This window comes from Candidatus Palauibacter sp. (assembly GCF_965208055.1).
Taxonomy (GTDB): domain Bacteria; phylum Gemmatimonadota; class Gemmatimonadetes; order Palauibacterales; family Palauibacteraceae; genus Palauibacter.
In genome coordinates this window covers 2,881,557-2,906,622 of record NZ_CBDBNY010000004.1, presented here as the reverse complement: position 1 = coordinate 2,906,622, position 25,066 = coordinate 2,881,557, and the positions used below count along the sequence as shown (strand labels likewise).

Sequence of the window (25,066 nt, the reverse complement as noted above, 5' to 3'; positions counted from 1 at the left end):
ATCGACACCGTAGCGGGTGGTGGAGCTCGCTAAGGGTGGCCTACCGCCTCCACTGTTCCGCCGCCGGGAGACCTCGGGAGATCAAAATCTCGAGGTTGGCCACGTCGGGGAGAAAGGACGCGATGGAGACCGGATCCGCTGCGGCTCCGGCGAGCGTTGCGAGGCCACTACCGGGACTCGTGAGGTCACGCAGGATCCCGCGGACCCGGCCGGTCCGCGGATCTCGAAGGAGAGCGGCCGGGGGACCACTCGCATGCCTCAGCGTCGCTGTTCCTCCGGGCCCGGAAAGGACCACCGTCGCCAGCCTGTCCGCCCATGTCGGCGACGCGGGCAGGGCGAAGGCGAATCCCGACTCCCCGTCACCGTCCGCCATCTCCTGCATATCGAACCGGAGCAAGAACAACCCCTCTCCCTCGGCGGTTCTGCCCATGAGCGTGTAGGGGCCCGCAGGTCCGAGAAGAGTCGGGGGAGCGTCGACGACGAAGGCCGGCTCCAGGAATGGAACGCCTTCCCCGTCGATGCCACCCCATAGCAGGATGCTCGGCGCGTCGCCGGCCGTGGTCGCCGTTGCGGATCCCAGTCCCTCCCCGCGGAGGCGGTGGTCGAACGCCTTGGTGAAGCTGTATTCGCTGATCCACTTTGGACCGCAGTAGGACATCAGGTCGGACGTCTCGGGAGAAACGAGTGAGTTGTCAGTGGGGTTGTAGCCCCACGCGCCGATCGTTCCATCCCTGGTCGGGAAACCGGGGTCCGGCCTGCTCGCGCTACCGCAGGGAGCATGCTCGAGGCTCATGTTGTGGCCGAGTTCATGCGCGATCGTAATGGAGCGGACACGAGAGAAGCTAGCCCAACCGGCGAGCCGCGCCGAACCCGCATAGCCCAGATCTTCCACGAGATACTGGGGCAGCCCGCCCATGTAGTAGCCCGTTCCGCCCTCCAATACGCGAATGGCCTCGATCTCCGAGATCAACTCGCCACCGGTTCGCGCCGAGGTGTACACGATGTCGTGCAGGGCAACGTCGAAGCCGGCGACGGGCAACCACTGTCGTACGCGCCGGAACAGGGTGTCGGCTTCCGACAGGTTCCGGACGCGGCTCAGGAACTCGGCGGACCTCCGTCCGGGGCGGACGATGGGCAGGTACGTCAGGTGCAGCGCGGGCACCGCTCTCACGTCGATGGCGTGCCGGCCCGCTGCCGGGATCCGCCTCGTGATGCCGAGCTCCGGGCCAAGTGTATCTTCCGGGTCGATCTCGACGACGAGTTCCAGACCGGGCTGAACGACTTCGGCCGGGATCGCGACGTTCGCCGATGCTTCAAGTCGACCTTCATCCAGCCGGGACGGAATCGTGCCCGGGGAGCGCGGGATATCCACGGTGTGGACTTCGGCCCCCTCCAGGTAGAACCGCGCACGCACGGGCGGAAAAGCGATGGCTTCCCCATCCGGAGCGATGAGGAACACACGAAGCAGGGCCGGCACATTCGCCACCAGGGGAACCGGGAACTCGAAGGACTGCACCGCCTGGGTGAGATAAACGGACAGGGTATCGTTCCCGCAGCGACGCACGCGCGGGTTCTGCAGCCTGCCGAGCCACGCGAGAAAATCCGGGTCCGCGGGGGCGCACAGCGCGGTCCCGCCGGCGTTGAGCGTCGTGAGTCCCCAGAGGTCCTTGAAGCCTGCCGGGAGCAGGCCCGACAGCTGCGGGTTGCCGTTCACGGCCAGTTCCCTCAGTAAGATGAGGCGGGCCAGTTCCGCCGGGACCGGGCCCGAGAGGTCGTTCTGTGCAAGAGAGAGGCTCTCGAGGCTGGTCAAGTTGCCCAGACTCGGCGGGATGGGGCCCGTCAGATCGTTGGACCACAACTCCAGGCTCCGGAGGCCCGCGAGGCTGGCGATCTCCGGCGGGATCGGCCCGGTCAGATCGTTGCCGCCGAAGCGCAAAACCCTGAGCCCGGCGAGGCGGCCGATCTCGGGCGGGATCGGCCCGGTCAGGTCGTTGCCCTCCAGCCAGAGGTGTTCAAGGGCCGCAAGGTCTCCGAGTCCGGTGGGGATCGAGCCAGCCAGCTCGTTCCACCCCAGCCCCAGACTCCGAAGTTCCGAGAGCCCTCCGATCTCCGTTGGAATCCGGCCCGTCAGGTCGTTGCCCTGCAGCCAGAGGTGTTCAAGGGCCGCAAGGTCTCCGAGTTCGGTGGGGATCGAGCCAGCCAGCTCGTTCCATCCCAGCCCCAGACTCCGAAGTTCCGAGAGCCCTCCGATCTCCGCTGGAATCCGGCCCGTCAGACCGTTGTTGTAGAGCGAGAGTCTCGAGACACGACCGTCGGCGCCGACATCGACCCCATACCAGGCGTGGAGTGGCACGTGGCTGAGCCAATGCCGGCTGTTCTTCCAACCCGGACCGTTCGTCGTCTCGTAGAGAAGAGCGAGGATCTCCCGGTCCGTCGATGGGCTGGTCTCGATCGGTATCGGGAGCGGAGGCTCGGTTGGGCCAGCATCCCGGCAAGCCAGTAGTGGCAGCAGGAGGACAGCGGCCGTGTGTAACGTGCCGACGCGCATCGGCTACCGCCGGCCGGCGGGTACGAGCCTCACGATCCCGGTCGGTGGACCGTCGACGTCGCGCGTCTCGCCGTCGATGGCCATATAGATGAACCCGTCCGGGCCCTGCCGGACGTCGCGGATGCGGCCGATCCCCTGCAGGAGCGTCTCCTCGTGCGTCACCTCGCGGCCTTCCATGCGCAGCCGGGCGAGCTGCCGACCGCTGAGACCGCCGACGAGCATGTCGCCGCGCCACCCAGGGAAGGCGTCGCCCGTGTAGAAGAGCATCCCGGAGACGCCGATGGAGGGGACCCAGATGTGCTCCGGCGGCTCCATGTCCTCCATGAGGGTCCCCGAGTGGATGCGCGAGCCCGTTCGGTAGTTCACGCCGTACCCGACGACGGGCCAGCCGTAGTTGCGGCCGCCCGCGATCAGGTTGAGTTCGTCCCCGCCCTGCGGGCCGTGTTCGTTCTGCCACAGGTCTCCGGTCTCGGGGTGGACCGCCATCCCCTGCGCGTTGCGGTGGCCCCACGTCCAGATCTCGGGGTGGATCCCTTCCTCCCCGACGAACGGATTGTCCTCCGGAACCCGGCCGTCATCGTGAAGCCGGATCGTGCTCCCGTTGTGGTTCGACAGATCCTGGGCCGGGTGCGCCTCGAGGTCGCCGGCGGAGGGCCATTGCCGGTCGCCCAGCGTCATGAACAGGTAGCCGTCGTGGTCGAAAACGAGGCGCCCGCCCCACATTGAACTGCGCTCCGTCCCGTTCCCGGGCGCGTCCGCGTGGAACAGTTCCTCGACGTCGCTCAGCCGGTCGTTCTCGAGCCGGCCGCGGGCGATCGCGATCGTGCCCAGCGAATCGGGACCCGGCTTCACGTAGCTCAGATAGAGGAGCCGGTTCGTCGCGAAATCCGGGTGCAGGATCGCGTCGCGCAGCCCGGCCTGCTCGAAGCCGGCCATGGAACGGGCGCCGCGCCCGAGCGCCCGGATCGGCGGCAGGCCCTCCACGGAATCCGGGAGCAGGACGCCGTCGCGGATGATGCGGAGCCGGCCGGGACGTTCCGTCACGAGGAGGTCGCCCTCGGGCGTGAAGGCCATCGAGAACGGGCGCACGAGGCCGCCGGCTACTTCCTCGACCCGGAAGTCGTGGAGCGCGGTCGGGACGATGCCGTCGTCGTCGCCCGCCGGATCTCCGCCGCCGGGAGCGCATGCGGCGATGACCAGGGCGGCGGCCAAGGCGGCGGCCGGGGCGACAGTCGGAGCGATGGTCGCGAGCGATACGACGGGGAAGCGGGAGTCGCGGGGATGGCTCATCGGGGGATCGTTCGTCCGTGTCAGGGGAGTCATTCGGCCTCTATACTTATGCGTCCCGCGTGAACCTGACAGGAGCCCGACAGGAGGTAGACATGATTCGCGCCCGCACGGTCACAGCCATCTCTTCCGTTCGTCCCGCCGCCCTCGCGATCGCTGCCGCACTGGTGGCCGGCTGCGCGACCGACGGAGACGGCGCCGGAGCCGGGGCCGGCGTGACGGCGTTCGAGGGCGCCACCGTCCTCACGGGCGACGGGTCCGTGATCCCGTCGGCCGTCCTTCTTGTCCAGGACGGGCAGTTCGCCGGCGTCGGGGCGAGCGGGGAGGTCGAGGTCCCGGACGGTGCGGAGCGGGTGGACCTCTCCGGCAAGACGGTCATGCCGGCGATCGTCAACGCGCACATCCACCTCTCCTCCGAGCGCGATGAGCGGATCGCCCAACTCCAGCATATGGCCTACTACGGGGCGGGGGCCGTCGTGAGCCTCGGCACCGAGACCGGCGGCGTCGGGATCGAAATGCGCGGCGAAGTCATCCCGGACGCGGCCCGCGCGAAGACGGCCGACCGCGGGATCACGATGCCGGAGCCCGGCCGCTCCGAAGCGCCCTACTGGGTCGAGACGGAGGAAGAGGCCCGGGCCGCGGTCCGGGAACTGGCGGAGCGGCAGGCCGACATCGTCAAGATCTGGGTGGACGACCGCGGCGGGCGTTACGAGCGGCTCTCGCCCGAACTGTACGGCGCGGTCATCGATGAAGCGCATCGGCACGGCCTCATGGTGACGGCGCACGTCTTCTACCTGGAAGACGCCAAGGGGCTGCTGCGCGCGGGCGTGGACGTGTTCGCCCATGGCGTGCGGGACCTCGACGCGGACGACGAACTCATGGAACTGTGGGCCGAGCGCCCGGAGGTCGTCCTCGTCCCCAACCTCCCCGGGCCGGGGGTGGCGCTCGATCTGAGCTGGCTGAGCGGCACCGTGCCCCCCGACCAGCTCGCCGAGATGCAGGCGGCGTCCGTCGACAACCCGGCCGCGCAGGAGTCGTTCGGCATCCAGGCGCGCAACCTCGCCCGTTTCGCCGAGGCCGGGGTGAAGATCTCCTTCGGCACGGACGGCAACGCGGCCTGGGCCCCGCACCAGGAGATGGAGGACATGGTGCGGTCGGGGATGACGCCGGGAGACGTCATCGTCGCGGCCACGAAGACCTCCGCCGAGCTGATGAGCTGGGACGACCTCGGCGAGATCGCGGCCGGCAAGAGCGCGGACTTCATCGTGCTGGATGCGAACCCGCTCGAGGACATCGCGAACACCCGACGGATCGACGCGGTCTACCTGCGGGGGACCATGGTGGACCGGGAAGGGATCAGCGCCCGAATGCTCGGAGCGGGAACCGAGTGACCGCCCGCCCGGACCCCGGGGCGTCTCGATGATTGAACCTCAGCCCGTGACGCTCGAGGGCCGCGGCGTCCGTCTCGAACCCATGGGCCTCGAGCACGCCGACGCGCTCGCCGAGGCCGCCGCGGACGGGGAGCTGTGGAACCTCTTCTTCACCTTCGTCCCGGCCCCGGACGAAGTGACGACCTACATCGAGACGGCGCTCGACGGCCGGACCGCCGGCCACATGCTGCCCTGGGTCGTCCGGCTCCTGGAGACGGGCGCCATCATCGGGTCCACCCGCTACCACGACATCCTGCCGCACGTGGACCGGGTCGAGATCGGCTACACCTGGTACGGCGCGAGCCATCAGCGCACACACGTCAACACCGCGTGCAAGCTGCTCCTCATGACGCACGCCTTCGAGACCGTGGGGTGCGGAGTCGTCGGGCTCCGCACGGACGGCCTCAACCTGCGCTCGCAGCGGGCCATCGAGGCGCTCGGCGCGAAGAAGGACGGCGTCCTCCGCAATCACTCCCTGCGGCGCGACGGGAGCGTGCGCGACGACGCGATGTACTCCGTCCTCCTCCACGAGTGGCCGGGGATCAAGCGACACCTCGAGACCCGCCTCTGGCGCCACCGGCGCAGCTGACGCGCCCGCCCCTCGCGGGGCTCGTCAGCTGCATCCGCCGGGTTGAATGCGTCGGGCTACATGCCGAGCGGGATGTCGACCTGCGTGTTCTCCCAGGAGAAGCGGAGTGCGCCGTCCACCTGCTCGAAGGTCATCGTCTCCACCATTTCGGCGGTGGCCGAGGGCGTCGCCATGAAGCTGCCCACCTCGGTGCTCTGGACCGCGGCATCGATCGGGATCCCCCAGCGGTCGTACTCCGAGTTCAGGTGGAACTCCCATTCCGTCTCGCCGGGCGTGGCGTACAGCGAGTAGCTCCCGGGCCCGAGCGCGACACCGCCTACCGTGGCGGCGGCCGACAGGTGGAGCGCCGTCGCCTCGTTCGCCCCCAGGCGCCAGACCTCGCCGTAGGGCACCAGGTCCCCCATGACGACGCGCTCGCGGGCCGAGGGCGCGCCGTAGCAGAGGAGACCCTCACCCCCGTCGTACGAAAAGCTCAATTCCTGGAGCGGACTCTGCCTGCCCTCCGCGTCGCCCATGACGACGCAGGCCAGCGCCGCATCCGCCATTTCGTTCATGGCTTCGGCCGTCTCCGCCATCTCCGCCTCGGAGCCGGCCTCGGATCCTCCGCCACATCCCAGGACCAATAAAACGGCGAGGTACCACGCGCTGCTTCGCTTCATGTTGTCACCCTCCAATGTTGTTTGTTTCCGGAGTTCCTTGTTTCCGGACGCTATTTCGTCCAGACCGCGACGAGGCCGCACCGGGAAGGCGGGAACTCCGCCGGACCCGATGCCAGCCCCTTGTATATCTCGATGCCTGCGATCTCGCTCGGTCTGACGACGTCGTCCAGTGCGATCCCCCTCGTCGGCAGGCCATCGATATAGAAGTTCAGCGAACAGGCGCCCGTGACCCCCGACGACAGCCTCGTGTTCACCAGTCTGCAGTCGGTACGCCGGGCGTTGCACTGGAGCCGGATCCCCGACTCGTCCGCGATCATGTGCGAGATCTCCACGGGCCGGCGGCGATCGATGTCCTCCGCCGTGTAGAAGGTGCCCGTGCCGACGAGTTCGCTCCAGTGCCGGCGTTCGTAGAAGCCCTTGACCTCCAGCCGGCGGGACCTCGTCGCCGTCGCCACGATCGGCTCCATCTCCACCGGATCGGGGACCATGCCGATCTCCACCTCCGTGGTGAGGCCGGGGGAGACCTCGACCACATGGGAAAGCGGAGCGTACCCGAGATGCCGCACGTTGAGGTCCCGCACACCGGCCGGAACGCCGCTCAGGACGAACCGTCCCCGGCGATCGGTCTCGGCCACCCGCAGACGGTCGGGAACGAACACCGAGGCCGCGACCACCGGATCCTCCGTGATCGCGTCATGCACCTGGCCGATCAGCCTGCCGGTTCGGATCGGCCCCGAGCGCAGCGCCAGTCTGATGTCGTGGGACATCCCGGCGACGATGGCGACGACCGCCTCTTCGCTCGAGAAGTTCCCGTACTCCGCCCACAGCGTGGCCCGTGTCGCATCCCGCGGAGCGCAGAGGACGAGGCGTCCGGCTCCGACAACCTCGCGCACCGGCCGCCTCGCGCGTTGAGTGTCGGTCCACTGAACGACCGCCGTCGCGCCCCGGACCGGAGCCATGTCGTCGTCGTTCAGGACCGCGACCCGCAAGCTCGCGCGATCGCCGCAATCCGAATCCTGGGCCGAGAGCGTCCCGGCACCGCCGGCCAGACCGAACGCGGCAACGAGGCTCCACGCCAGTCCTGGCGCCACCGATCTGTCATCCAGCTTCGAGAATTTCCCGCTCACCATCCCGAAGACTGGGATCCGGGGCACCCCGCATCAAGCCAGGAGGAGGAACCCTCCGCGCGGGGGCGAGCCTACTTGGTCCAGACCGCGACGACTCCGCAGCGTGAACCCGACCCCCCGAACTCCGCCGCCAGCGACGCCGCTCCCCTGTAGATTTCGACGCCCGCGATCTCGAGGGGTTTCACGAATTCATCCAGGTCGCGGCCCACCGAGATGCCATCGAGGTAGACGCTCACCCCGCAGGGGCGTCCCCGGAACCCCAGCGACGCCCGCGTGCTCACCAGCCTGCAGCGACGACCGGAGCAGTCGAGTCGGATCGACGGTTCTTCGGCGATCATGTGTGAGATGCGGATCGGACGCCGGCGCTCGATGTCCTTCGCCGTGTAGAACGTGCTGCCGCCAATGCGTTCGCCCCAGTAATTGCGCTCGTAGAAGCCCTTGACCTCCAGGCGGCGCGACCGCGTCGCCATCGCCACCAGGGGCTCCATCTCCAGCGGGTCGGGAACCAGACCAAGCTCCAGGTCCGTGGTGACGCCCTTGGACACCACGACCGGGTGTACGAGCGGCGCGTAGCCAAGCCGCCGCACGGAGAGTTCGTGGATCCCCACCGGCACGCCGCTGAGGATGAACTGGCCGCTCCGGTTGGTCTCGGCCACCGTGCGCCCCCCGAGCGACACCGCGACCGCCGCCACCGGACGGTCCGTCCGCGCGTCTTGCACCAGTCCGATCAAGCGCCCGGTCGCTGCCGACTCCAGCAGCAGTCGCAGTTCCACATCCCGCGACATGCCGGGCTCAAGTTCGACCGACCGCTGCCTGCTCGAGATATCGCCCAATTCCGCCCACAGCGTCGCGCGTCTGGCGTCGCCTGGGGCGCAGATCCGCACACTGCCCTGGAGGTCGACCTCTTGCCGCATCGGCCTCCGAACGGCGTCCGTGTCCGTCCAGCGAAGCACCACCGTCGCCCCCGGAATGGGCATCATCCCGGACTCGTCCAGCACCATCACACGCATGACGGCCCGCCCACCGCAATCCGGCTCCTGACCGGCAAGCCCCGGCACCCCGTTCCCGAATCCGAGAAGCGCAACGATCGCGCAGGCCAGCCGTCCTGACGCGTTACGCAGAGCTACCGCGTCCAGATCAGGACGAGGTTGCACCTCGACTGGCATCGCATCAGATCCGTCGGCAACAGATGTCCGCCGTTTCGTTCCAACCTCCCCCTGGTTGACCTGCGTGTACCCGGATACGAGACGCCCTCAGGTGATCATGGGTCACAGAACCATCTGCACTGGATTTTCGCTCGAAATGATCCGGACGGAATCGAGGCTCGCCCTAGTTTCTGTCGATGCGGTACACGACGAGATACTCCACGTCGAATTCGTCCAATTCGCGGCGCACGACTCGACCGTCCGGCGTGAACATGCCCGGCCACGGCGTGTCTGCCGGGAGCGTGCCGTGAAACCCCCCGGCCGAATCGAAGACATCGATTCTGTGTCGGTCCTCCTCGCCCGGCGGCGCGGCGTGGCGCCGGACCCAGATCCAACCGGTCGGGTCCACGCGGATCCCGGTGATCACCTGCCGGAAGTCCTCAAACCCCCGAGCATCCAGTTCATCCTCGGGATCAGCCGTGCAGGCGCGGCCCGCCACGCTCCATGTAGATCCGTCCCCAACTTCGGCGCGCGCCACCACCTCCGTGATCGGGGCGGGCGGAATCGCCCGCTTCAATTCCTGCACCAACCGGCCACGGTTGAACACATGCACCGAGTAGTCGGCGTTCTGGGTCGCGGCAATCAGATCACCGGCCGCATCCCACCACAGGACATGCCTGAATAGGGGCTCTGCCGGAATGGTGTAGTTGCACACCGGAATGGTGTATGTACCCGATGACGCCCTGGTTTGGTCGGCCAGCGTGATGGTGTCGCCGCGATCACGAATCAATACGAGGCGGTCCGTCACCTCCGCGCTGCGACTGCGATAGCCAAATATCTCCACGAGAACAATGCCGTCCGACGTATCCCGCTGGTCTTCACTGGCTGTGGATTGGGGAATACGCCGCGCCTCCAGGAAGTCTCCCGCGGTTGTGAAGAGCTTGTGAGACAGCGAAGGACCGTCCAGAATGCTCAACGTATCTCCCCGAGGTCCGAGCAGGGCCATCGGGTAGGCGAACTCGCTCCGCCCCTCGCCTCTCGATCCGAACTCGCGGACATATCCCCCCTCCGCATCGAACTTCACGACCCGGTAGTTGCCCTTGTCGAGAACGTAGAACGACCCGTCAGGTCCCACCGTCGTCGATCGGGCTGACACGCGATGCAGCGCGTCGCGACCGGACTGTGATCCCAGCCGGAGTTCCGGCGTCAGAGTCCACGCCAGCTCCCGATCCTCGTCCGAGTTCGCAGGCATCCCACACCCGGACGCGGCCGTGGCCCCTGCCGCCACGAGGGTCAGTGTCCGCAACAGGTTAGTTTCGTCGAGAAGGAACGAAGAGCCTACGCGTCGACACAGCATGGAGCCGCCCAGCACCTTCGCAAGCAGTAGTAGCCGAGAACCTCACAGCCATCAAGGTCGCAGTGGATGGCCTTGAGCGCTTGGTACGAATCGTCGGGTGGCCCCCCATCATCTTCTTGCGCATGCCCCGGCTTGCCGAGTTGCGGAGCACAGAGCGCGCCGACCACCACGACCGCAGTTAGCACGGACGTCCAGATCGAGCGGCGTGGCCTCCGTTGGTCTGACATCACTGTAAACCTTTCTTCCTGGTGGCGTCGAAATCGATCAGTGCTGAAGCTAATCTATATACATACAGCAGAAACCCGTAAAGCAGTTTGGCGCGCACCGCACTTCGACAACGCGGCACCGCTGCGCATCTTCCTCCGCGTCGTACTTGCACAACAAGACTTCCATCGCGTCCTGACTGGCAGGTGTGGGGGATGCTCCGGCAGTTCCGGCCAACGCCGCGATCAGCACGAGTGCGAGCCTCAGACGCAACTTCGAGTGTCGTTTCTTCACAGTCATGCTCCTTGATCTTATGACTTGGTTACACACGGCGCGAAAATGCGGACCGCGTACCGTCCATTCTCGCTCTCCGATGATCGTCCGATCGCGAGCAAGGAGTCCGCATGCACTCCTAGTACGAGTGGTGGATCGTCGATAAATTCCACGAGCGTACCGGATCGATCATAAACAAGATAACGCAGGTTGTCGCTCCCCGTTGCCGGCGAAAAATATGCGACGATGATGTAACCCGCAGCCGTGAAGAGACCGACGATGGGACTTGATCGGTTCAACACATCCGACTGCCCCTCGGGGCCAAGGCGGTGAAGTAGCGTGTCGGGGTCCACGTACCCTGGTCCCCCTCCGATGCGGAATGTTCGGGATCCTCCAGAGACCAGATCGAAAACCTCGACGTTGTTCGTCAGGCGCCAAGCCACCGCGATGGAGTCACGGCCGCCACTTGTGACATGGAAGAACGGCGCGGTCGCGGCCAAGTATCTTGACACGCCGCCGACCGATGCCAAGGGTTGGGAGCCGAGGGACTGGGAAATACTCCCCTCGGAATCCAGCACATGAACCCCCCTGGCTCTTGGGTCCGCGAGCGTGGGAGGAGACCTTCCTCCGACGAGCACGCTTTGGTCCAACACTTGGACGGAGGTGATCGGTCGTACCGGAAGATGCGTTTCGGCGACCAGCTTGCCCTGCAGATCGAATTCCATCAACTGCATCCGCCCGGCGTCCGCGATCATGACCATTGAATCATTGCGAAAGGCCGCGCCATCCAGAATAAACACCTGTCCGGGTTGCTCCCCGCGCGTTGCGATGACGCTAATCAAGCGGCCGCCGCGATCAAACAGTTTCACGTCGTAATCGTCGCGGTCTCCTATGAGAATGTGGTTGCCCGATGGCGAGATATCGATGACGCTCGGCGTCACCAGCCTCGCCGTGTCCAGATCCTGCAGATCGACACGACGCGCCTCGAAGAACGTAGTTCCGATTGCTGGTACGTCTGCGCGACAACCAGCTGTCGTTTCTCCCGCAGGTTCTGTGTGTCCATCCGCACCGCGGGTCGACGCCAACGCCAATGCCAACACGACGATGGCCGCACCCGAGATGAGCTCGCCGGGGCGGCTCACGAGCCGCATCATTCAGCGACCTCGCCGAGAAGATTGGCGACCATCTCCGACACGCGGTTGGGGTGCCGCGAGGCGTCGGTGCCAGCAACAAATCGGACCGCCAAGGGCTGCATGCCGGTACCCGCTGCGACGACTAGCATCGCGTTGGAGGGAAGCACATGGGGCACGGCGATAACCGTCGCATCTATACGAGCTTTTCTGAGTTGGCTGCGGAGAGTATTCTCATCGAAATCCGTAATGATCACATGTTTATAATCTGTAGTACGCGATGCGAAGTAGCGCACGTAATAGAGGTAATCGGAGCAAATTGTTGATGCCGACTGCGATATGACCCAATATACAGTCGTTGCGTCTTCGACTCGCCGATCCGCCGCGGCGATGATGTCGCTTGCCCGCTCCTCCCACGTGCCAGCTTCACCCTGCGCGAACGCCCCGTGGCATCCGATCAGCGAGACCAGAACAGCTGCCGACAACGTAGCCTTCAGGCACTGCGACTTACCGGGTGCCCAGATGCTCGCGTGGGCGGCAATCATCCGTCCCTCCTCGCGATGAAGTCCCGTTGCGTCTGCGGTGCGGCGGCTCCTCGTCGGTCGGTTGCCAAGAAGATCACCGGCACAGCGCGCCGCCATACCACCGGGGTCGTCGAGAGTTCCAGTATCTGTACGCCAGTCCGGATCGAAGGGCAGGAGGCAGTTTCGCCTCCTCCACCTGTTTCGCCAGGCGCAGGAGCGGGACCGATCGCTTGACGGCGACGATCCGGGGCTTGAGTTCGGTTCGAACGTCGGCGTACCAGACGACGGCCGCCACCCTGATATCGCGCAGTCGGTGAGCAAGGTCGGGCGTGTGATCCGTCACGAGGATGACGGGAACCCACGGCGCGTCACGCTCGATCTTTCGCAGGAGTTCGATTCGCTCCGCCCGAATCGGATGGCGGCAACCCAGGATCCGACACTCGGCGTGGGCGCCGCCGTTCGCGAACCGAACGGAATTGTTCACGACCCGTGTGTCGCTGCCGATGGCTCTTGCGATGAGCGCCCCGTCGTCTGGCGAGTCCGCCAGGATCTCGATCATCCGAACCTCCTTGGGCCACGCGAAACGTACCCCCCTACCATGTATATCCCGCCCGAGGGCCAAACTACGTTCGCGGCGTCGATGACCTGTTGCGCTTGGAGCGCGGAGGAATCGTCGGAAACCCATGCGGACTCTACGGATACGGCGGGTCGGGTCAGACTCCGGACGGCGAAGGGGCATCGCCGCTGAGGGGGGCGGCGAAGGGGCCGCGGCGCGCGACGGGATCAAGCGAGGAGGAGGAACCCTCCGGTGGCCAGCGCTGCGGCGAGGAGCGCGTAGGGGAGTTGGGTCAGCGCATGCTCGACCACCCCGCAGCCAGCGCCCCGGGACGCCAGCACGGTCGAGTCGCCGTAGAAGCAGGCGTGGCTGCCGAACGCGCTGGCGGAGATGAGCGCCCCGATTACGAGCGGCATCTCCGCCCCCACCGAGGCCGCGAGCGGCAGCACGATCGGGACCGCCACCGCGAAGATGCCCCAGAACGACGCCGTGGCGAACGCGACGAGCGACATCGTGAGGAAGGTGACGGCCGGGAGCAGCCGCGGCGTCATCAGCGGTTCGACCGTCTGGATGAGGTAGGCGGTGAGCCCGAGTCCGTCGTTCACTTCCTTGAGGAGGAAGCCGCCGAACACTGTCGCCAAGGGGACGATCATCGTGAGCACCCCGGCCATGGCGGTATCGAGCGCCGCGCGCACCGGAAGGAGTCTCGCGCCCACGAAGATGACGAGGGTGAGGCCGAGCGCGACGATGACGCCCTTGAGGATGTCGAGGTCGAGCCACCAGGTGGCGGCCACGAGCGTGACGACCGGAACGATGAAGTGCCACGGGCGCGCCCGCTCGGCGGCGCGCGGATCGGTCTCGCCTTCGAGCCTCGCCTCCTCGAAGCCCGGCGGGACCACCTGCCCGGTCTCCCGGGCGCGACGCTCCGCCGTGCGCATGGGGCCGACGGCGGGGACCAGGCCGATCCCGACGAGGGCCGCCAGAACCACCGCGATCCACGCGTAGAGCATGAACGGGATCGCATCCATGTAGAGGGCGAGGCCACGGCCCGGCGCCGCCCACCCCGTCTCCTCGAGCAGGCCCGAGAAATAGGCGGCCCACGTCGAGATCGGCACGAGGATGCACACCGGCGCGGCGGTCGAGTCCACGACATAGGCCAGCATCTCGCGCGACACGCGATACCGGTCGGTGACCCGCTTCACGGAGGAACTGACCGCGAGGACGTTCAGGTAGTCGTCGATGAAGACGGCGAGCCCGAGCAGCCACGTCACGGCGAGCGAGCCGCCGCGCGTGCGGATGCGCGCCGAGGCCGCGTCGCCGAAGCGGGCCGCCGCGCCGACCCGGACAAGCAGGGTGATGAGGCTGCCGAAGAGCGCGCAGACGAGGATGATCCAGCCCACGGTCTCGTTCTGCATGACCGCGACCATGCCGTCGGTGAAGGCGGTGAGCGGATCCCGGGGCACGAGGATCACGAACCCGACGAGCGCCCCGGCGATGAGGGATTCCACCGGCCGACGCGTCCAGACTGCCACGGCCAGTACGACGGCCGTCGGTACGAGGCTTACGACGCCGAAATGCTCCAGCGGCGACTCCCTTCTCCGGCGGTGCGGCGGGCCGTGCTAGCCGAGGCGGATCTCGTCGCCGACCCGGACGGCGCCCGGCCCGTCCACCTCGCACTTCACGCCCACGTTCCCGTCGTTGTGGTCGAAGGCGGCGCGCAGCACCCGCGGGTCCTTCGGGAGATCTCCCAGCGGGAGCGTGACCATGACGCAGCGCATGCACGGCTTCGTCACCCGCAGGCGCGCCTCGCCGATCCGGAGCGTGCCGCCCACCCACTCGTTCTCGACGAAGCCCCGCGCCCCGGCGACGGGTTCGATCACGAGGTTGGGCCGGAAGCGGCCAACGTGGAAATCGCTTCCCGGCGCGAGCCCCCGCAGATGGTCGAGGCTCGCCGTCGTCAGGGCGTGGAGGCCGGAACTGTCGAAGAAGGTCCCGGGCGGCAGTTCCCACTCCGTGATCTCGTCGCGGTATGTCCGCCCGTCCTGGACGAGTCCCTCCATGTCCGGCCAGTGGTACTCGCACGTCCCGCTGCCGGCCGCCTCCGTCGCGAACGCCACTTCCCGGCCCAGGAGCGCGCTCAGGCGGGCCTCCAGCCGCCCGCGCGCAGCGCTCGACAGCGTCGTGCCGTCCTCGAACCGGACCCGGATCTCCGCGGACCCGTTCTCTCCATGCTCCTGGTTCTCTCGGTGGAAGCTCGCGGAAAGATCGTAGACCGCCCCCCACAGCCGCGGCCGTTTCGCGCTCACCACGCGTCCGGTCTCGCGGTCCACCAGCGCGCCGGCCCGGTCGCCCTCCATCCCGCGCGCCGTGATTCGAGCCGCCTCCAGGCGTTCTCCCCCCATCGACTTCACGGGATAGCGGTAGAGGCTCGCAATCCGCCCCACCACCTCGCCGCGTGGCCCCGCCGCGCCGTCCATGGCCGGGGGGGCGCTCATCGCAGGAGCGACGCGAGGTAGGCGAGGCCGGTCCCGCCGAGGAGGACCAGTCCCACCCAGGTCAGCGTCACCATGCCGCGGCCCGGTCGGTGCTCCGGCGGCACCGCCTCCGAGGTCACGGCGCGGAGGTTGAAGTAGCCGAGGATGGGCGCGGTGAGGAACGCGACCGTCGTCGCGAAGTCCACCATCGCGGTCAGGCTGCCGGAGAAGCCGAGGATGATGAAGAAGGCGATGGCGGGGAGCGTGACCATGCTCCACCAGTAGACGCGTCCCACGCGGGTCACCGTCTCCGCCGCGACGCGCCCCCGCAGGTTCGCCAGCGTGCGCTCGATCGCCCGCGGGAAACCGTCCGTGACCGCGAGGAGGCTCGAGAAGATCGTCGCCATCGCCGCCACGAGCACGATGGGACGGGACCACGAGCCCAGCGTCGTGCTGTACATGTCGACGAGTTGCGTGGAGAACACGGCCCCGGCGTCGCTGAGCGCGACATCCGCCTGGTACAGGACCGTGGCGCCCACCGACACGAAGATGAGGGCGAGGATGCCGGTGCCGACAAAGCCCACCAGGAAGTCGCGCCTCGCGTCCGCGACCGATGTCTGCGCGCCCGTCGTCTTGTCCTTGGCGAGCGTCCACAGGCTGCTCCACACCGCGACGTCGACGGGCGAGGGCATCCACCCGATGAGGGCGAGGAGGAAAGCGAAGGGGACGACGGTGCCGACGACGTCGCCCGGCCAGACCGCCAGCGTCGAGAGGTCGGCGCGCGGCGCCGCCACCAGCGCGGTCGCGACGGTCGAGAGGACGAGCATCGCGAGCAGGATCTTGATCGTGATGTCGAGGCCGCGGAAACGCCCCACCGCGAGCACCGCCACGCAGGCGCCCATCAGCACGGCCGCCGTCGCCGCCAGAGGCCACTCCGCGCCGAAGGCGTAGCGCGTGAGGAAGGCCATGAACATCCCGAGCGCCGCGAGCGAGATGATCGCGGTCAGGAGGGTGATGGCGAGGAAGAGCCACAGCGCCCAGCCGCCGATGTCGCGGTAGCCCTCGACCAGGCTCCGCCGCGTGGCCGCCGCGTAGCGCGCCCCGTACTCGAAGAAGGGATACTTGAGGACGAGCGCGACCACGATCACGCCGGCGAGGGCGAACCCAGCCTCCGCCCCGGCCCGCGTGGATTGCACGAGGTGGGAAACCCCGATGGAGGTCGCGGCCCAGATGAGGCCGGGGCCGAAGCTCCTCCAGAAGCTGGAGCGGGAGCGCGCGGCGGGTTCGCTGGCGGCGGGTTCGCTCATTGGGTCTCCTCCGGCCGGACCGTGGGCGGCGGGACCTGGCAGCCCGGTTTCGGCGCGGGCTGCCAGGATCGGATCGGCCTGAGGATGCGCCCTGGCCGCCCCGGCGTGCAACGCACCGCCCAACGCATCGTGCACCCCCGCGACGATCGTGCGATAGTGAGTCGACGGCCTCCCGTTCCCCGTACCCGGAGATGTGCCCGTGCTTTCCACGCTCGCGCTCGCCGCCGCGCTGCAGGTGCCCGCCCAGGCGCAGGAACTCGCACCCGGAACGCGCTACGACCCCGGCATCCCCACGCTCGAAGAGGTGGCGGGACACGGCTTCCGCGAGGTCGTCACGCCGCCCGACGACGTGATCCGCTACATGGAGGCGCTCGCCGCCGCGGCCCCCGACCGGACGCGTCTCATGCAGTACGCGGAGAGTTGGGAGGGCCGGCAGCTCGTCGTCCTCGTCATCGGCTCGCCGGAGCGCATGGCGCGGCTCGACGAGGTGAAGGCGGGCATCGCGCGGCTCGCCGACCCGCGCGGCCTCTCCGATGCGGAGGCCGAGGCCTTGCTGGCCGAACTCCCGGTCGTCACCGCGCTCATGCACGGGATCCACGGCGACGAGATCAGTTCCAGCGGCGCCGCGATGGCCGAAGCCTACCACCTGCTCGCGGCGATCGGGGATCCCGACGTCGACCTCATCCTCTCGGAGTCGCTCGTCCTCATCGACCCCATGGAGAACCCGGACGGGCGGAACCGCTTCGTGTACCAGAACTCGGTCGCGGGGGCGCGCTGGCCGGACGAGGCCCGGGTCTCCGCCGAGCACGACCCGCCGTGGCCGGGCGGCCGCGGGAACCACTACCTGTTCGACCTCAACCGGGACCTGTTCATCCAGAGCCAGGTCGAAACGCGGGGGAAGGTGGACATTTTCCTCGAGTTCCGTCCCCACATCGTGGCGGACCTGCACGAGATGGGAGGGGACGCGACCTACTTCTTCCCCCCCACCGCGCCGCCCTCCAACCCCTGGTTCGGGGAGCGGCAGGTCGCGCTCATGGACGTGTTCGGCGAGGCGATCGCGGCGCGCTTCGACGAACGCGGGTTCGCGTACTTCAACCGGGACGTGTACGACCTCTTCTATCCCGGCTACGTGGACATGTGGCCGATGGGGCACGGGGCGCTGGGGATGACGTACGAGCAGGCGGGCGCCGGGGGACTCCGGCTGCGGCAATCGGATGACGACCTGCTCACGTACGGCGACGGCGTGCTGCACCACTTCACGGCGGCGATCGAGACCGCTCTCACGGCTGCCCGGAACCGGGACCGGATCCTGCGGGACTACGTGGCGTTCCTGCGTGAAGGGATCGCGCTCGGGGAGCGGGGCCCGGCCGAGATCGTGCTCCATTCCGCGCACGATCCGGGCATGGCGGAGCGGCTCGCCCTCATGCTCGTCGAGAACGGGATGGAAGTGTTTCGCGCCGCCGGGCCGGTGACGGTCGGAGGCCGGACGCTACCCGCCGGTTCGAGCTTCATCGTGCCGCTCGCGCAGCCCGCGCACCGCTTCATCCGCAACCTCCTCGACGCGCACGTGCCGATGGAGGAGGATTTCGTGCGGCGGCAGGTCGAGCGTCGGGCGAACCGGCAGCCGGACGAGATCTACGACCTGACGGCGTGGAGCCAGCCGCTGCTGTGGGACGTGGAGGCGATCGAGACCGCCCCGACGGGGGCGCGCGGCGCGCCGTTGACCGCGAGCGAGACCGCCGCGCGCCCGGAGGTGAACGGCGGTGGCGAGGGCGGCGGCCGGGGAGTCGGCGGCGGGGGCGGCGGCTCGGCGGCGCCCCTGCCCGAAGCGCTCGTCGGTTACCTGGTCCCGTGGGGCACGAACGGGGCCGCGGCGGTCGCCGAAGCGCTGCGCGAAGGCCTCCGTATCCGGGCCGCGGGCGCGGAGTTCACGCTGGACGGCCGCCGCTTCGGCGTCGGCACCGCCATCGTCCGGGCGGCCGAGAACGGCCCCAATCTGCGACAACGCCTGGCCGGCATCGCCGCCCGGCACCGCGCCGAAGTCGTCCCGATCGACGACGCGTACGTGCGCGAGGGCATGTCGCTCGGCAGCCGCAGCGTCCGGGCGCTGCGCGAGCCGCGCGTGCTCCTCGTCTACGACGCCCCCGGCCGGGGCTATTCCGTGGGCTGGGCCCGTTACGTCCTCGAACGGCGCTACGGGCAGCGCACGACAGCTGTGCGCGCCTCGAGCCTCGGCCGGGCACGGCTGGCGGACTACGACGTCGTCGTCTTCCCGAGCGGCAACTACGGCGGTGTCGTGGGAGACGGGCTGCTGGATCGTCTGCGGGCCTGGATGCGGGACGGCGGCACGCTGATCACGATGGCCGAGTCCTCGCGCTGGGCCTCGCGGGCCGGGCTCCTCGCCACCGAGCCGGAGCGCCGGGGCGGCCGCGCCGAGGGCGACGACCCGCCGGAGCCCGGCACGCCCGAGCAGCCGATCGACTACCTCGATGCGATCTCCCCGGAGGACGAATCGCCGGAGGGCGTGCCCGGCGCGATCCTGCGCACGCGGCTCGACACGGAACACTGGCTCGCCGCCGGCACGGACGGCGAGATCGGCGTCCTCGTCGAGGGCTCCCGCGTCTTCCGTCCCATCACCCTCGACGAGGGCACGAACGTCGGCCGCTACGCCGACCTCGAGAGCCTCGTCCTGAGCGGGATCGTGTGGGAGGAATCGCGTCCGCAACTGGCGAACAAGGCGTTCCTCATCCACCAGCCCGTGGGGCGCGGCCAGATCGTGGCTTTCGCCGAGGACCCGAACTACCGCGCCTACGCGGAGGCGACGCAACTCCTGTTCATGAACGCCGTCCTGCTGGGACCAGGGCGATAGGCGGCCGGGAGGTTGCAGAAGCACGATTGTAGGCGTTGCAAATCGCCAAACGGGCGGCCACTTCGTCGACCCGTCCCTCGCCGTGGCGGCACTTGGCGCCGGACCGGAACACCTGTTGCGCGACCTTCAATTGCAGCCCGTACGGTTACCAGCGGCCCGATGGCGTGAGCGTCATCCCCATCGGCGCGCTCGGACCGTAATCGACCCGCGACACCCCGTCGGAACCGAAGCTCGAACGGGGCGTTCGCGGGCTGCGCTGGAACCCGGCGCGGATCCCGGGCGCTTGCAGGTCAGGAGCTTTGGTCGTCCGATACGGCGCGCGTGTCGCCGTCGTCGTGCGTCCCGAAGCGCTCGAACCAGGTGCGCAGGAAGAGCTGCGTGCGCAGGAAGTTCGACGGCGTGCTGCTCGTCCCGTGCCACTCGTTGCGGAAGCGGATCATCGCCGTCGGCACCCGCTCCATCTTGAGCGCCTGGTAGTATTCCTCCGTCTGGGGCATCGGCGTCCGCAGGTCCATCTCCCCCGTCATCAGCATCGTCGGCGTCGTCACGTTGCCCACGTACATGAGCGGCGAGCGGCGCAGGTGCTCCGAGGGGTCGTCCCACGGGAAGTGCTCGAAGTTGCGGTACCAGCCGGGTCCGTCCGTCGTCCCGACGAAGGAGAGCCAGTTCGTGACCGGGCAGTTCGCCGAGGCGGCGCGGAAGCGGTCCGTGTGGCCCACGACCCATGAGGTGAGCACGCCGCCGCCGGAGCAGCCGTAGACGAACATGTTGTCCTCGTCGATGTATCCCCGCGCCACGACCTCGTCGACGCCGGCCATCAGGTCGTCGAAATCCTGCGACGGATAGGCGTTCTTGATCGCGTTCCCGAAGTCCGTCCCGTACCCGGAACTGCCGCGGGGGTTGGTGTAGACGACGACGTAGCCGTTCGCGGCGTGCTCCTGCCAGCCGAAGTTGAAGCCGGTGTTGTACATGCCGTGCGGCCCGCCGTGGATCGACAGGATGAGCGGGTACTTCCTCGACGGGTCGAAGTCGGGCGGCTTCACGATCCAGCCCTGGATATCCCAGTCGTTCACCGACTTGTACCAGATCTCCTCGACCTCGCCGAGCGTGACCCCCGCCAGCACATCCGCGTTCACATCCGTAAGCGGCATGAGGTTGCCGCCGTCGTCGAGATCGAACGACACCACGTCGCCGGGGCCGTGCGGCGTGGTCAACGTGCCGACCGCATCCCCGTCTTCGGTGAACGAACTCAGGCTCAGGAGGTGGTTGCCGGTCGTGACCTGCGTCACGCCGCCGTCCACGGATGCGAAGTGCAGGTGCCGCGTGCCTTCACGGTTCACGTTGAAGTAGACGCCGCTCCCGTCCGGGGCCCACATGAGCTGCGGGCTCCCGCGCAGACCACGGTCGAAGTCGCCGGAGATCTGCCGCACGCCCGAACCGTCCGGGTTCATCACGTAGAGGTGGGAGTTGCGGTACGTGTCGTCGTTCCAGTCCTGTCCCGCGTAGGCGATGAGGCTGCCGTCGGGCGAGGGATAGGCGCCGCCGTCCGGCCCGTGGCGCGTCGTAAGCTGCCGGATCGCGCCCGAGGCCACGTCCACCGCGTAGATCTCGGACTCGCGCCAGTTGTACTCGGAGTCCTCCTCCCGCAGCGATGAGAAGTAGATCTCGCTCCCGTCCGGGCTCCACTGCGGGTTGCCGTGGTTCCACATCCCATCGGTGAGCTGGCGCGGCGTGCCGCCGTCGGCGGGGACCACGAAGACGTGGGAGTGGCCCTGGTCGACGTACCCGCGGCGGTCCTGACGATAGTCCATGCGGGTGACGATCTTCGGGCCTTCCGTCCACTTCGCGCCATCCGGGCGGCTCGGCAGGTCGATCGGCCAGCTCTCCTCGTCCTCCACCAGCATGGTGAAGGCGATGTGCGTGCCGTCCGGCGACCAGCGCAGGCTGCCGGGGGAATGCTCGACCCGCGTGATCTGGGTCCTCGCCCCCTCCGCGTCCATCCAGCGCACGAAGATCTGCGAGCCCTCCGGCTCACCCGACGCGGTGTAGGCGATGCGGGTGCCGTCCGGAGACCAGATCGCGCCGGACCCTTCGATCAGCTCCCGCTTGCGGGTGCCGTCGGCGTTCATGATGTACAGCGTGGACTCCCAGCGGTCGTTGATCTGGTCGATCCAGCCGCGCGTGTAGACGACGTGGCGGCCGTCCGGGGAGATCTGGGGGTTCGAGACCCGTTCCCAGTCCATGTACATGTCGAGGGAAAGGGTCTTCGTCCCGTCGCCGTTCTGGGCCGAGACCGGTGCCGGACCGGCGAAGAGGCCGACGAAGAGGAGAAGAGGAAGGCTCGCGGAGACGAAGCGGGCGGCGCGATACATGATGACCTCCTGCCGAAAGCGGGATATGTGCAGATTTGCAACGTACACGCGGGAATGGGGGGAAGGAAACCATCGGGATCGGCGTGGGCGCTGGCGTGTCGGGCCGGTGGGAACGCAGCTTGCATGCGTGTCATCGGCGACGGGACGCGTGACACGACGGTGTGACGGGACGGAACTCCGGGAGAGGTATCTCATGAATCGGCGAATCCTTTTCTTGGCGGCGGGATTGGTGTTGGCGAGCCCCGCGGTGGCCGGCGCGCAGCAGTTCGGCGGTGCGCTTGCCGTGAGCGGCGACCAGGTGCTGGTCGGCGAAGCGGGCAACGGCACGATGTCCGGCATCGTGTGGGTCTTCGGCCGCACGGGCTCGGGCTGGGCCGAGACGGGGCAGATCACGGTTTCCGGCGAGGTGCGCGTCCCGGACGGGTTCGGGCGGGCGATCGCGACTCAGGGGGACTGGCTGTGGGCGGGCGCGCCGCTCGAAGCGGACGGGGCCGGCGCGGTCTACGTGTTCCGGTCCGATGGGGCGGGCGGCTGGGAGCAGGTGGCCCGGCTCGGGGCGCCGGAGGGCGCCGCGGCGTTCGGGAGCGCCATCGCCCTGACCGGGGGCGCCGCGATCGTGTCTTCCCCCGGAGCGGACGACGGACGAGGGGCCGTGTTCTCCTATGTCCCGGGCCCCGACGGGACCGCGTCCGCAGGCGCGGCGCTGCGGCCGACGGAGGGCGTGGCGACCGAGGGGTTCGGCGCGGCGCTGGCCCTCGACGGAGAAACGCTGCTCGTCGGCACCCGGGAGGCCGATGACGCGCCACCCGCAGTGCATGCCTTCGAGCGCGATCGTTCGGGGGCGTGGACGGCGGCCGGGATGCTGGAAACGCCGCCGCTCCAGGAGCGGAGCGGGTTCGGCGCCTCGCTCGCCGTGCGCGACGGCTTCGCGCTGGTGGGCGCCCCGACGCTGAGGGAGAGCGGCGGGGCGGTCTTCGCCTTTGCGCGGGGCGCCGACGGCTGGACCATGGAGGCGCGGCTCGGCCCGCTCCTGCCCGAACCCAACGCGCAGTTCGGCTCCTCCATCGGATTCGATGGCGACGACATCCTCATTGGGGCGCCGGGCAGCTTCATGGGCGCCGGCACCCTGTATGCCTACCGGCGCGATGCCGAGGGGCAGTGGCGCGAGGCTTCCATTCTCCTGCGCTCTCCGCTCGGCGAGCGCTCCGGCTTCGCCGGGGCGGCCGCGCGATCCGGCGACCACCTCGTCATCGGCGCGACGGGAGTCGACTCCCGCGCCGGCGGCGCCGTCGTCTACGAGCGGTCCGCCACCGGTGCCTGGGAAGAGGGCGGCACCCTCGTCAACGACTACCGCGGCCTCCCCGCCATCGCCGGCGAAGAGATCGAGTGCGCCGAGGGGCAGGCGGACGTCTTCGAGTGCCGGGACGTGAACATCACCGCGTTCATGCCGATCAAGGACCTCGGCGGCACCCGCGCCACGCGCGTCAACGACATCTGGGGCTGGACCGATCCGGAGACGGGGCGGGAGATCGCGATCGTCGGGCGTACGGACGGCACATCGTTCGTCGACGTCAGCGACCCCTATCACCCGCGCTTCCTCGGCGACCTGCCGGCCACCGAAGGTTCGCGACACATGATCTGGCGCGACATCAAGGTGTATCGCGACCACGCCTACATCGTCGCGGACGCGGCCCTGGAGCACGGCGTGCAGGTGTTCGACCTGCGGCAACTGCGCGACGTGGGCGCGGAGCCCGTGACGTTCGAGGAGACGTTCCTCTACGACGGGATTCACTCGGCCCACAACATCGTCATCAACGAGGAGACCGGTTTCGCCTATGCCGTCGGGAACAGCGGCGGAGGCGAGACCTGCGGCGGCGGCCTGCACATGATCGATCTCGAGGATCCGGCCCAGCCCGTCTTCGCCGGCTGCTTCGCGCAGGAGGGGACGGGACGCCGCGGCACGGGGTACGTACACGACGCGCAGTGCGTGACCTACCGCGGCCCCGACACCGAGCACGCGGGCAAGGAGATCTGCCTCGGCTCGAACGAGACGGCGTTCAACATCGCCGACGTGAGCGACAAGAATGCGCCGGTCGGCCTCGCCACGATCGACTATCCGAACGTCGCCTACGCGCACCAGGGCTGGCTGACCGACGACCACCGCTACTTCTACATGAACGACGAGGGCGACGAGCCCCAGGGCCTCGTGGAGGGGACGCGCACGCTGGTGTGGGATGTGACGGACCTCGACGATCCGATCCTCGTCACGGAATACATCGCGGAGACGACCGCCACCGACCACAACCTCTACATCGTCGGCGATCTCATGTACCAGTCGAACTACTCCGCGGGCTTCCGCGTCCTGGACATCTCGGACCCCGAGAACCCGGTCGAGATCGGCTTCTTCGACACATCGCCCTACCAGGGCGGCGCATCGTGGAGCAACTACCCCTACTTCGAGAGCGGAACGATCGCCGTGACGGGAACCGGGGACGGACTCTTCCTGCTCAAGAACATGGCAAGACCCCGCCTCGTGCCGTGAACGACGCGGCGGGGCCCGCCGACGCCGAGGTGCGCCCGGAGGGCCCCATCGTCCTCTTCGACGGCGTCTGCAACCTGTGCGCGGGCGCCGTCCGCTTCGTCATCCGCCGGGACCGGCGGGGCCGCTTCCGCTTCGCCGCGCTCCAGTCCGACGCGGGACGCCGGATCCTCACGGCGGCGAGGGTCGAGACCCCTGGAACCCTTGGACCCGGCGAGCCCCCGCGGTCGCTGATTCTGTTCGCGAGAGGAAAGGCCTACCGCAGCAGCACGGCCGCGCTGCTCATCCTGGCGGGGCTCGGCCGCGCCTGGCCGTTCGTCGCGACACTCCTCGTCATCCCCGCCCCGCTTCGCAACTTCGTGTACCGCTTCGTAGCCCGGAACCGCTACCGCTGGTTCGGCAGGAAGACGGTCTGCGAAATCCCGCAGACCGACGAAGGCTGGCGGTTTCTCGAGGGCGGGAACGACCTCACTGGCGCCAGCAACCCGCCATGACTTGCTCGTCCGATAGATCGAGTCCCTCCATCCTCACGAGGGCTTCAATCTCACGGCGTCGCGCATCGCGCCGGACGACCTGGCGCAGCGCGTAGTCGACGGTCTCCTCCAGTGAGGCCGTCTCGAGCAGCTCTCGCACCTGTTCGACCAAGCCTCCGTCCACCGCAACGCTGATCATTCTC

General features: G+C 68.4%; 19 protein-coding genes. 5 read left to right on the top strand and 14 right to left on the bottom strand.

Translation table 11 applies throughout. From position 1 onward, the window contains the following. Positions 1 to 40 precede the first annotated feature (40 nt). Together ACOGXI_RS12885 and ACOGXI_RS12880 are read right to left on the bottom strand one after the other, a co-directional pair. Positions 41 to 2,353 carry a leucine-rich repeat domain-containing protein gene (locus ACOGXI_RS12885; RefSeq protein ID WP_419939249.1) on the bottom strand — a complete coding sequence of 771 codons (2,313 nt, stop codon included), beginning with the start codon at positions 2,351 to 2,353 and terminating at the stop codon, positions 41 to 43. Positions 2,354 to 2,551: 198 nt separating this feature from the next. Further along, on the bottom strand, positions 2,552 to 3,838 hold the full coding sequence (locus tag ACOGXI_RS12880) for a PQQ-dependent sugar dehydrogenase (RefSeq protein WP_419939248.1): 1,287 nt from the start codon (positions 3,836 to 3,838) through the stop codon (positions 2,552 to 2,554). Between the two features lie 92 nt (positions 3,839 to 3,930). Here ACOGXI_RS12880 and ACOGXI_RS12875 point away from each other — a divergent pair, with 92 nt between their 5' ends. After that, positions 3,931 to 5,226, top strand: a complete 1,296-nt coding sequence (locus ACOGXI_RS12875) for an amidohydrolase family protein (protein WP_419939247.1) — start codon at positions 3,931 to 3,933, stop codon at positions 5,224 to 5,226. A 28-nt stretch (positions 5,227 to 5,254) separates the two neighbouring features. Next, positions 5,255 to 5,854, top strand: a complete 600-nt coding sequence (locus ACOGXI_RS12870; protein WP_419939246.1) for a GNAT family N-acetyltransferase — start codon at positions 5,255 to 5,257, stop codon at positions 5,852 to 5,854. A gap of 56 nt (positions 5,855 to 5,910) precedes the next feature. On the opposite strand, the gene ACOGXI_RS12865 is transcribed toward ACOGXI_RS12870, so the two are convergent. From ACOGXI_RS12865 to ACOGXI_RS12820, 10 genes are all read right to left on the bottom strand, one after another. After that, entirely contained in the window at positions 5,911 to 6,513 is a 603-nt protein-coding gene (locus ACOGXI_RS12865) for a DUF2911 domain-containing protein (protein ID WP_419939245.1), read from the bottom strand. A 50-nt stretch (positions 6,514 to 6,563) separates the two neighbouring features. After that, entirely contained in the window at positions 6,564 to 7,604 is a 1,041-nt protein-coding gene (locus ACOGXI_RS12860; RefSeq protein ID WP_419939244.1) for a carboxypeptidase regulatory-like domain-containing protein, read from the bottom strand. 107 nt (positions 7,605 to 7,711) lie between these two features. Further along, positions 7,712 to 8,650, bottom strand: coding sequence for a carboxypeptidase regulatory-like domain-containing protein (locus ACOGXI_RS12855; RefSeq protein ID WP_419939243.1), 939 nt, complete (start codon positions 8,648 to 8,650; stop codon positions 7,712 to 7,714). Between the two features lie 319 nt (positions 8,651 to 8,969). Continuing rightward, the gene (locus ACOGXI_RS12850; protein WP_419939242.1) at positions 8,970 to 9,761 is read right to left on the bottom strand and encodes a hypothetical protein; all 792 of its coding nucleotides are present in this window, start codon (positions 9,759 to 9,761) and stop codon (positions 8,970 to 8,972) included. An 896-nt stretch (positions 9,762 to 10,657) separates the two neighbouring features. Beyond that, positions 10,658 to 11,773 carry a 6-bladed beta-propeller gene (locus ACOGXI_RS12845; RefSeq protein ID WP_419939241.1) on the bottom strand — a complete coding sequence of 372 codons (1,116 nt, stop codon included), beginning with the start codon at positions 11,771 to 11,773 and terminating at the stop codon, positions 10,658 to 10,660. Beyond that, positions 11,770 to 12,294 carry a hypothetical protein gene (locus ACOGXI_RS12840; RefSeq protein WP_419939240.1) on the bottom strand — a complete coding sequence of 175 codons (525 nt, stop codon included), beginning with the start codon at positions 12,292 to 12,294 and terminating at the stop codon, positions 11,770 to 11,772. The genes ACOGXI_RS12845 and ACOGXI_RS12840 overlap by 4 nt, the downstream gene beginning before the upstream one ends. A 73-nt stretch (positions 12,295 to 12,367) precedes the next feature. Further along, entirely contained in the window at positions 12,368 to 12,832 is a 465-nt protein-coding gene (locus ACOGXI_RS12835; protein WP_419939239.1) for a hypothetical protein, read from the bottom strand. A gap of 224 nt (positions 12,833 to 13,056) precedes the next feature. After that, positions 13,057 to 14,412, bottom strand: a complete 1,356-nt coding sequence (locus ACOGXI_RS12830; protein WP_419940201.1) for a Na+/H+ antiporter NhaC family protein — start codon at positions 14,410 to 14,412, stop codon at positions 13,057 to 13,059. A 36-nt stretch (positions 14,413 to 14,448) separates the two neighbouring features. Beyond that, positions 14,449 to 15,324 (bottom strand): MOSC domain-containing protein, encoded by an 876-nt coding sequence (locus tag ACOGXI_RS12825; protein ID WP_419939238.1) that lies wholly within the window; start codon positions 15,322 to 15,324, stop codon positions 14,449 to 14,451. Further along, positions 15,321 to 16,610 (bottom strand): NRAMP family divalent metal transporter, encoded by a 1,290-nt coding sequence (locus ACOGXI_RS12820; protein WP_419939237.1) that lies wholly within the window; start codon positions 16,608 to 16,610, stop codon positions 15,321 to 15,323. Before ACOGXI_RS12820 ends, ACOGXI_RS12825 begins: the two co-directional genes overlap by 4 nt. A 199-nt stretch (positions 16,611 to 16,809) precedes the next feature. Between ACOGXI_RS12820 and ACOGXI_RS12815 the strand changes: the two genes are divergently transcribed. After that, complete coding sequence (locus ACOGXI_RS12815; protein ID WP_419939236.1) at positions 16,810 to 19,479, top strand: M14 family zinc carboxypeptidase; 2,670 nt, start codon at positions 16,810 to 16,812, stop codon at positions 19,477 to 19,479. A 290-nt stretch (positions 19,480 to 19,769) separates the two neighbouring features. Here ACOGXI_RS12815 and ACOGXI_RS12810 read toward each other — a convergent pair whose 3' ends face one another. After that, on the bottom strand, positions 19,770 to 21,851 hold the full coding sequence (locus ACOGXI_RS12810) for a S9 family peptidase (protein WP_419939235.1): 2,082 nt from the start codon (positions 21,849 to 21,851) through the stop codon (positions 19,770 to 19,772). Positions 21,852 to 22,044: 193 nt separating this feature from the next. Between ACOGXI_RS12810 and ACOGXI_RS12805 the strand changes: the two genes are divergently transcribed. Both ACOGXI_RS12805 and ACOGXI_RS12800 read left to right on the top strand, forming a co-directional pair. Beyond that, a complete protein-coding gene (locus ACOGXI_RS12805; protein WP_419939234.1) occupies positions 22,045 to 24,393 on the top strand; it encodes a choice-of-anchor B family protein in 2,349 nt (782 codons plus the stop codon). Further along, a complete protein-coding gene (locus ACOGXI_RS12800; RefSeq protein ID WP_419939233.1) occupies positions 24,390 to 24,884 on the top strand; it encodes a thiol-disulfide oxidoreductase DCC family protein in 495 nt (164 codons plus the stop codon). Before ACOGXI_RS12805 ends, ACOGXI_RS12800 begins: the two co-directional genes overlap by 4 nt. Here the strand turns inward: ACOGXI_RS12800 and ACOGXI_RS12795 are convergent. After that, entirely contained in the window at positions 24,859 to 25,062 is a 204-nt protein-coding gene (locus ACOGXI_RS12795) for a hypothetical protein (RefSeq protein ID WP_419939232.1), read from the bottom strand. The genes ACOGXI_RS12800 and ACOGXI_RS12795 overlap by 26 nt on opposite strands. Positions 25,063 to 25,066 lie beyond the last annotated feature (4 nt).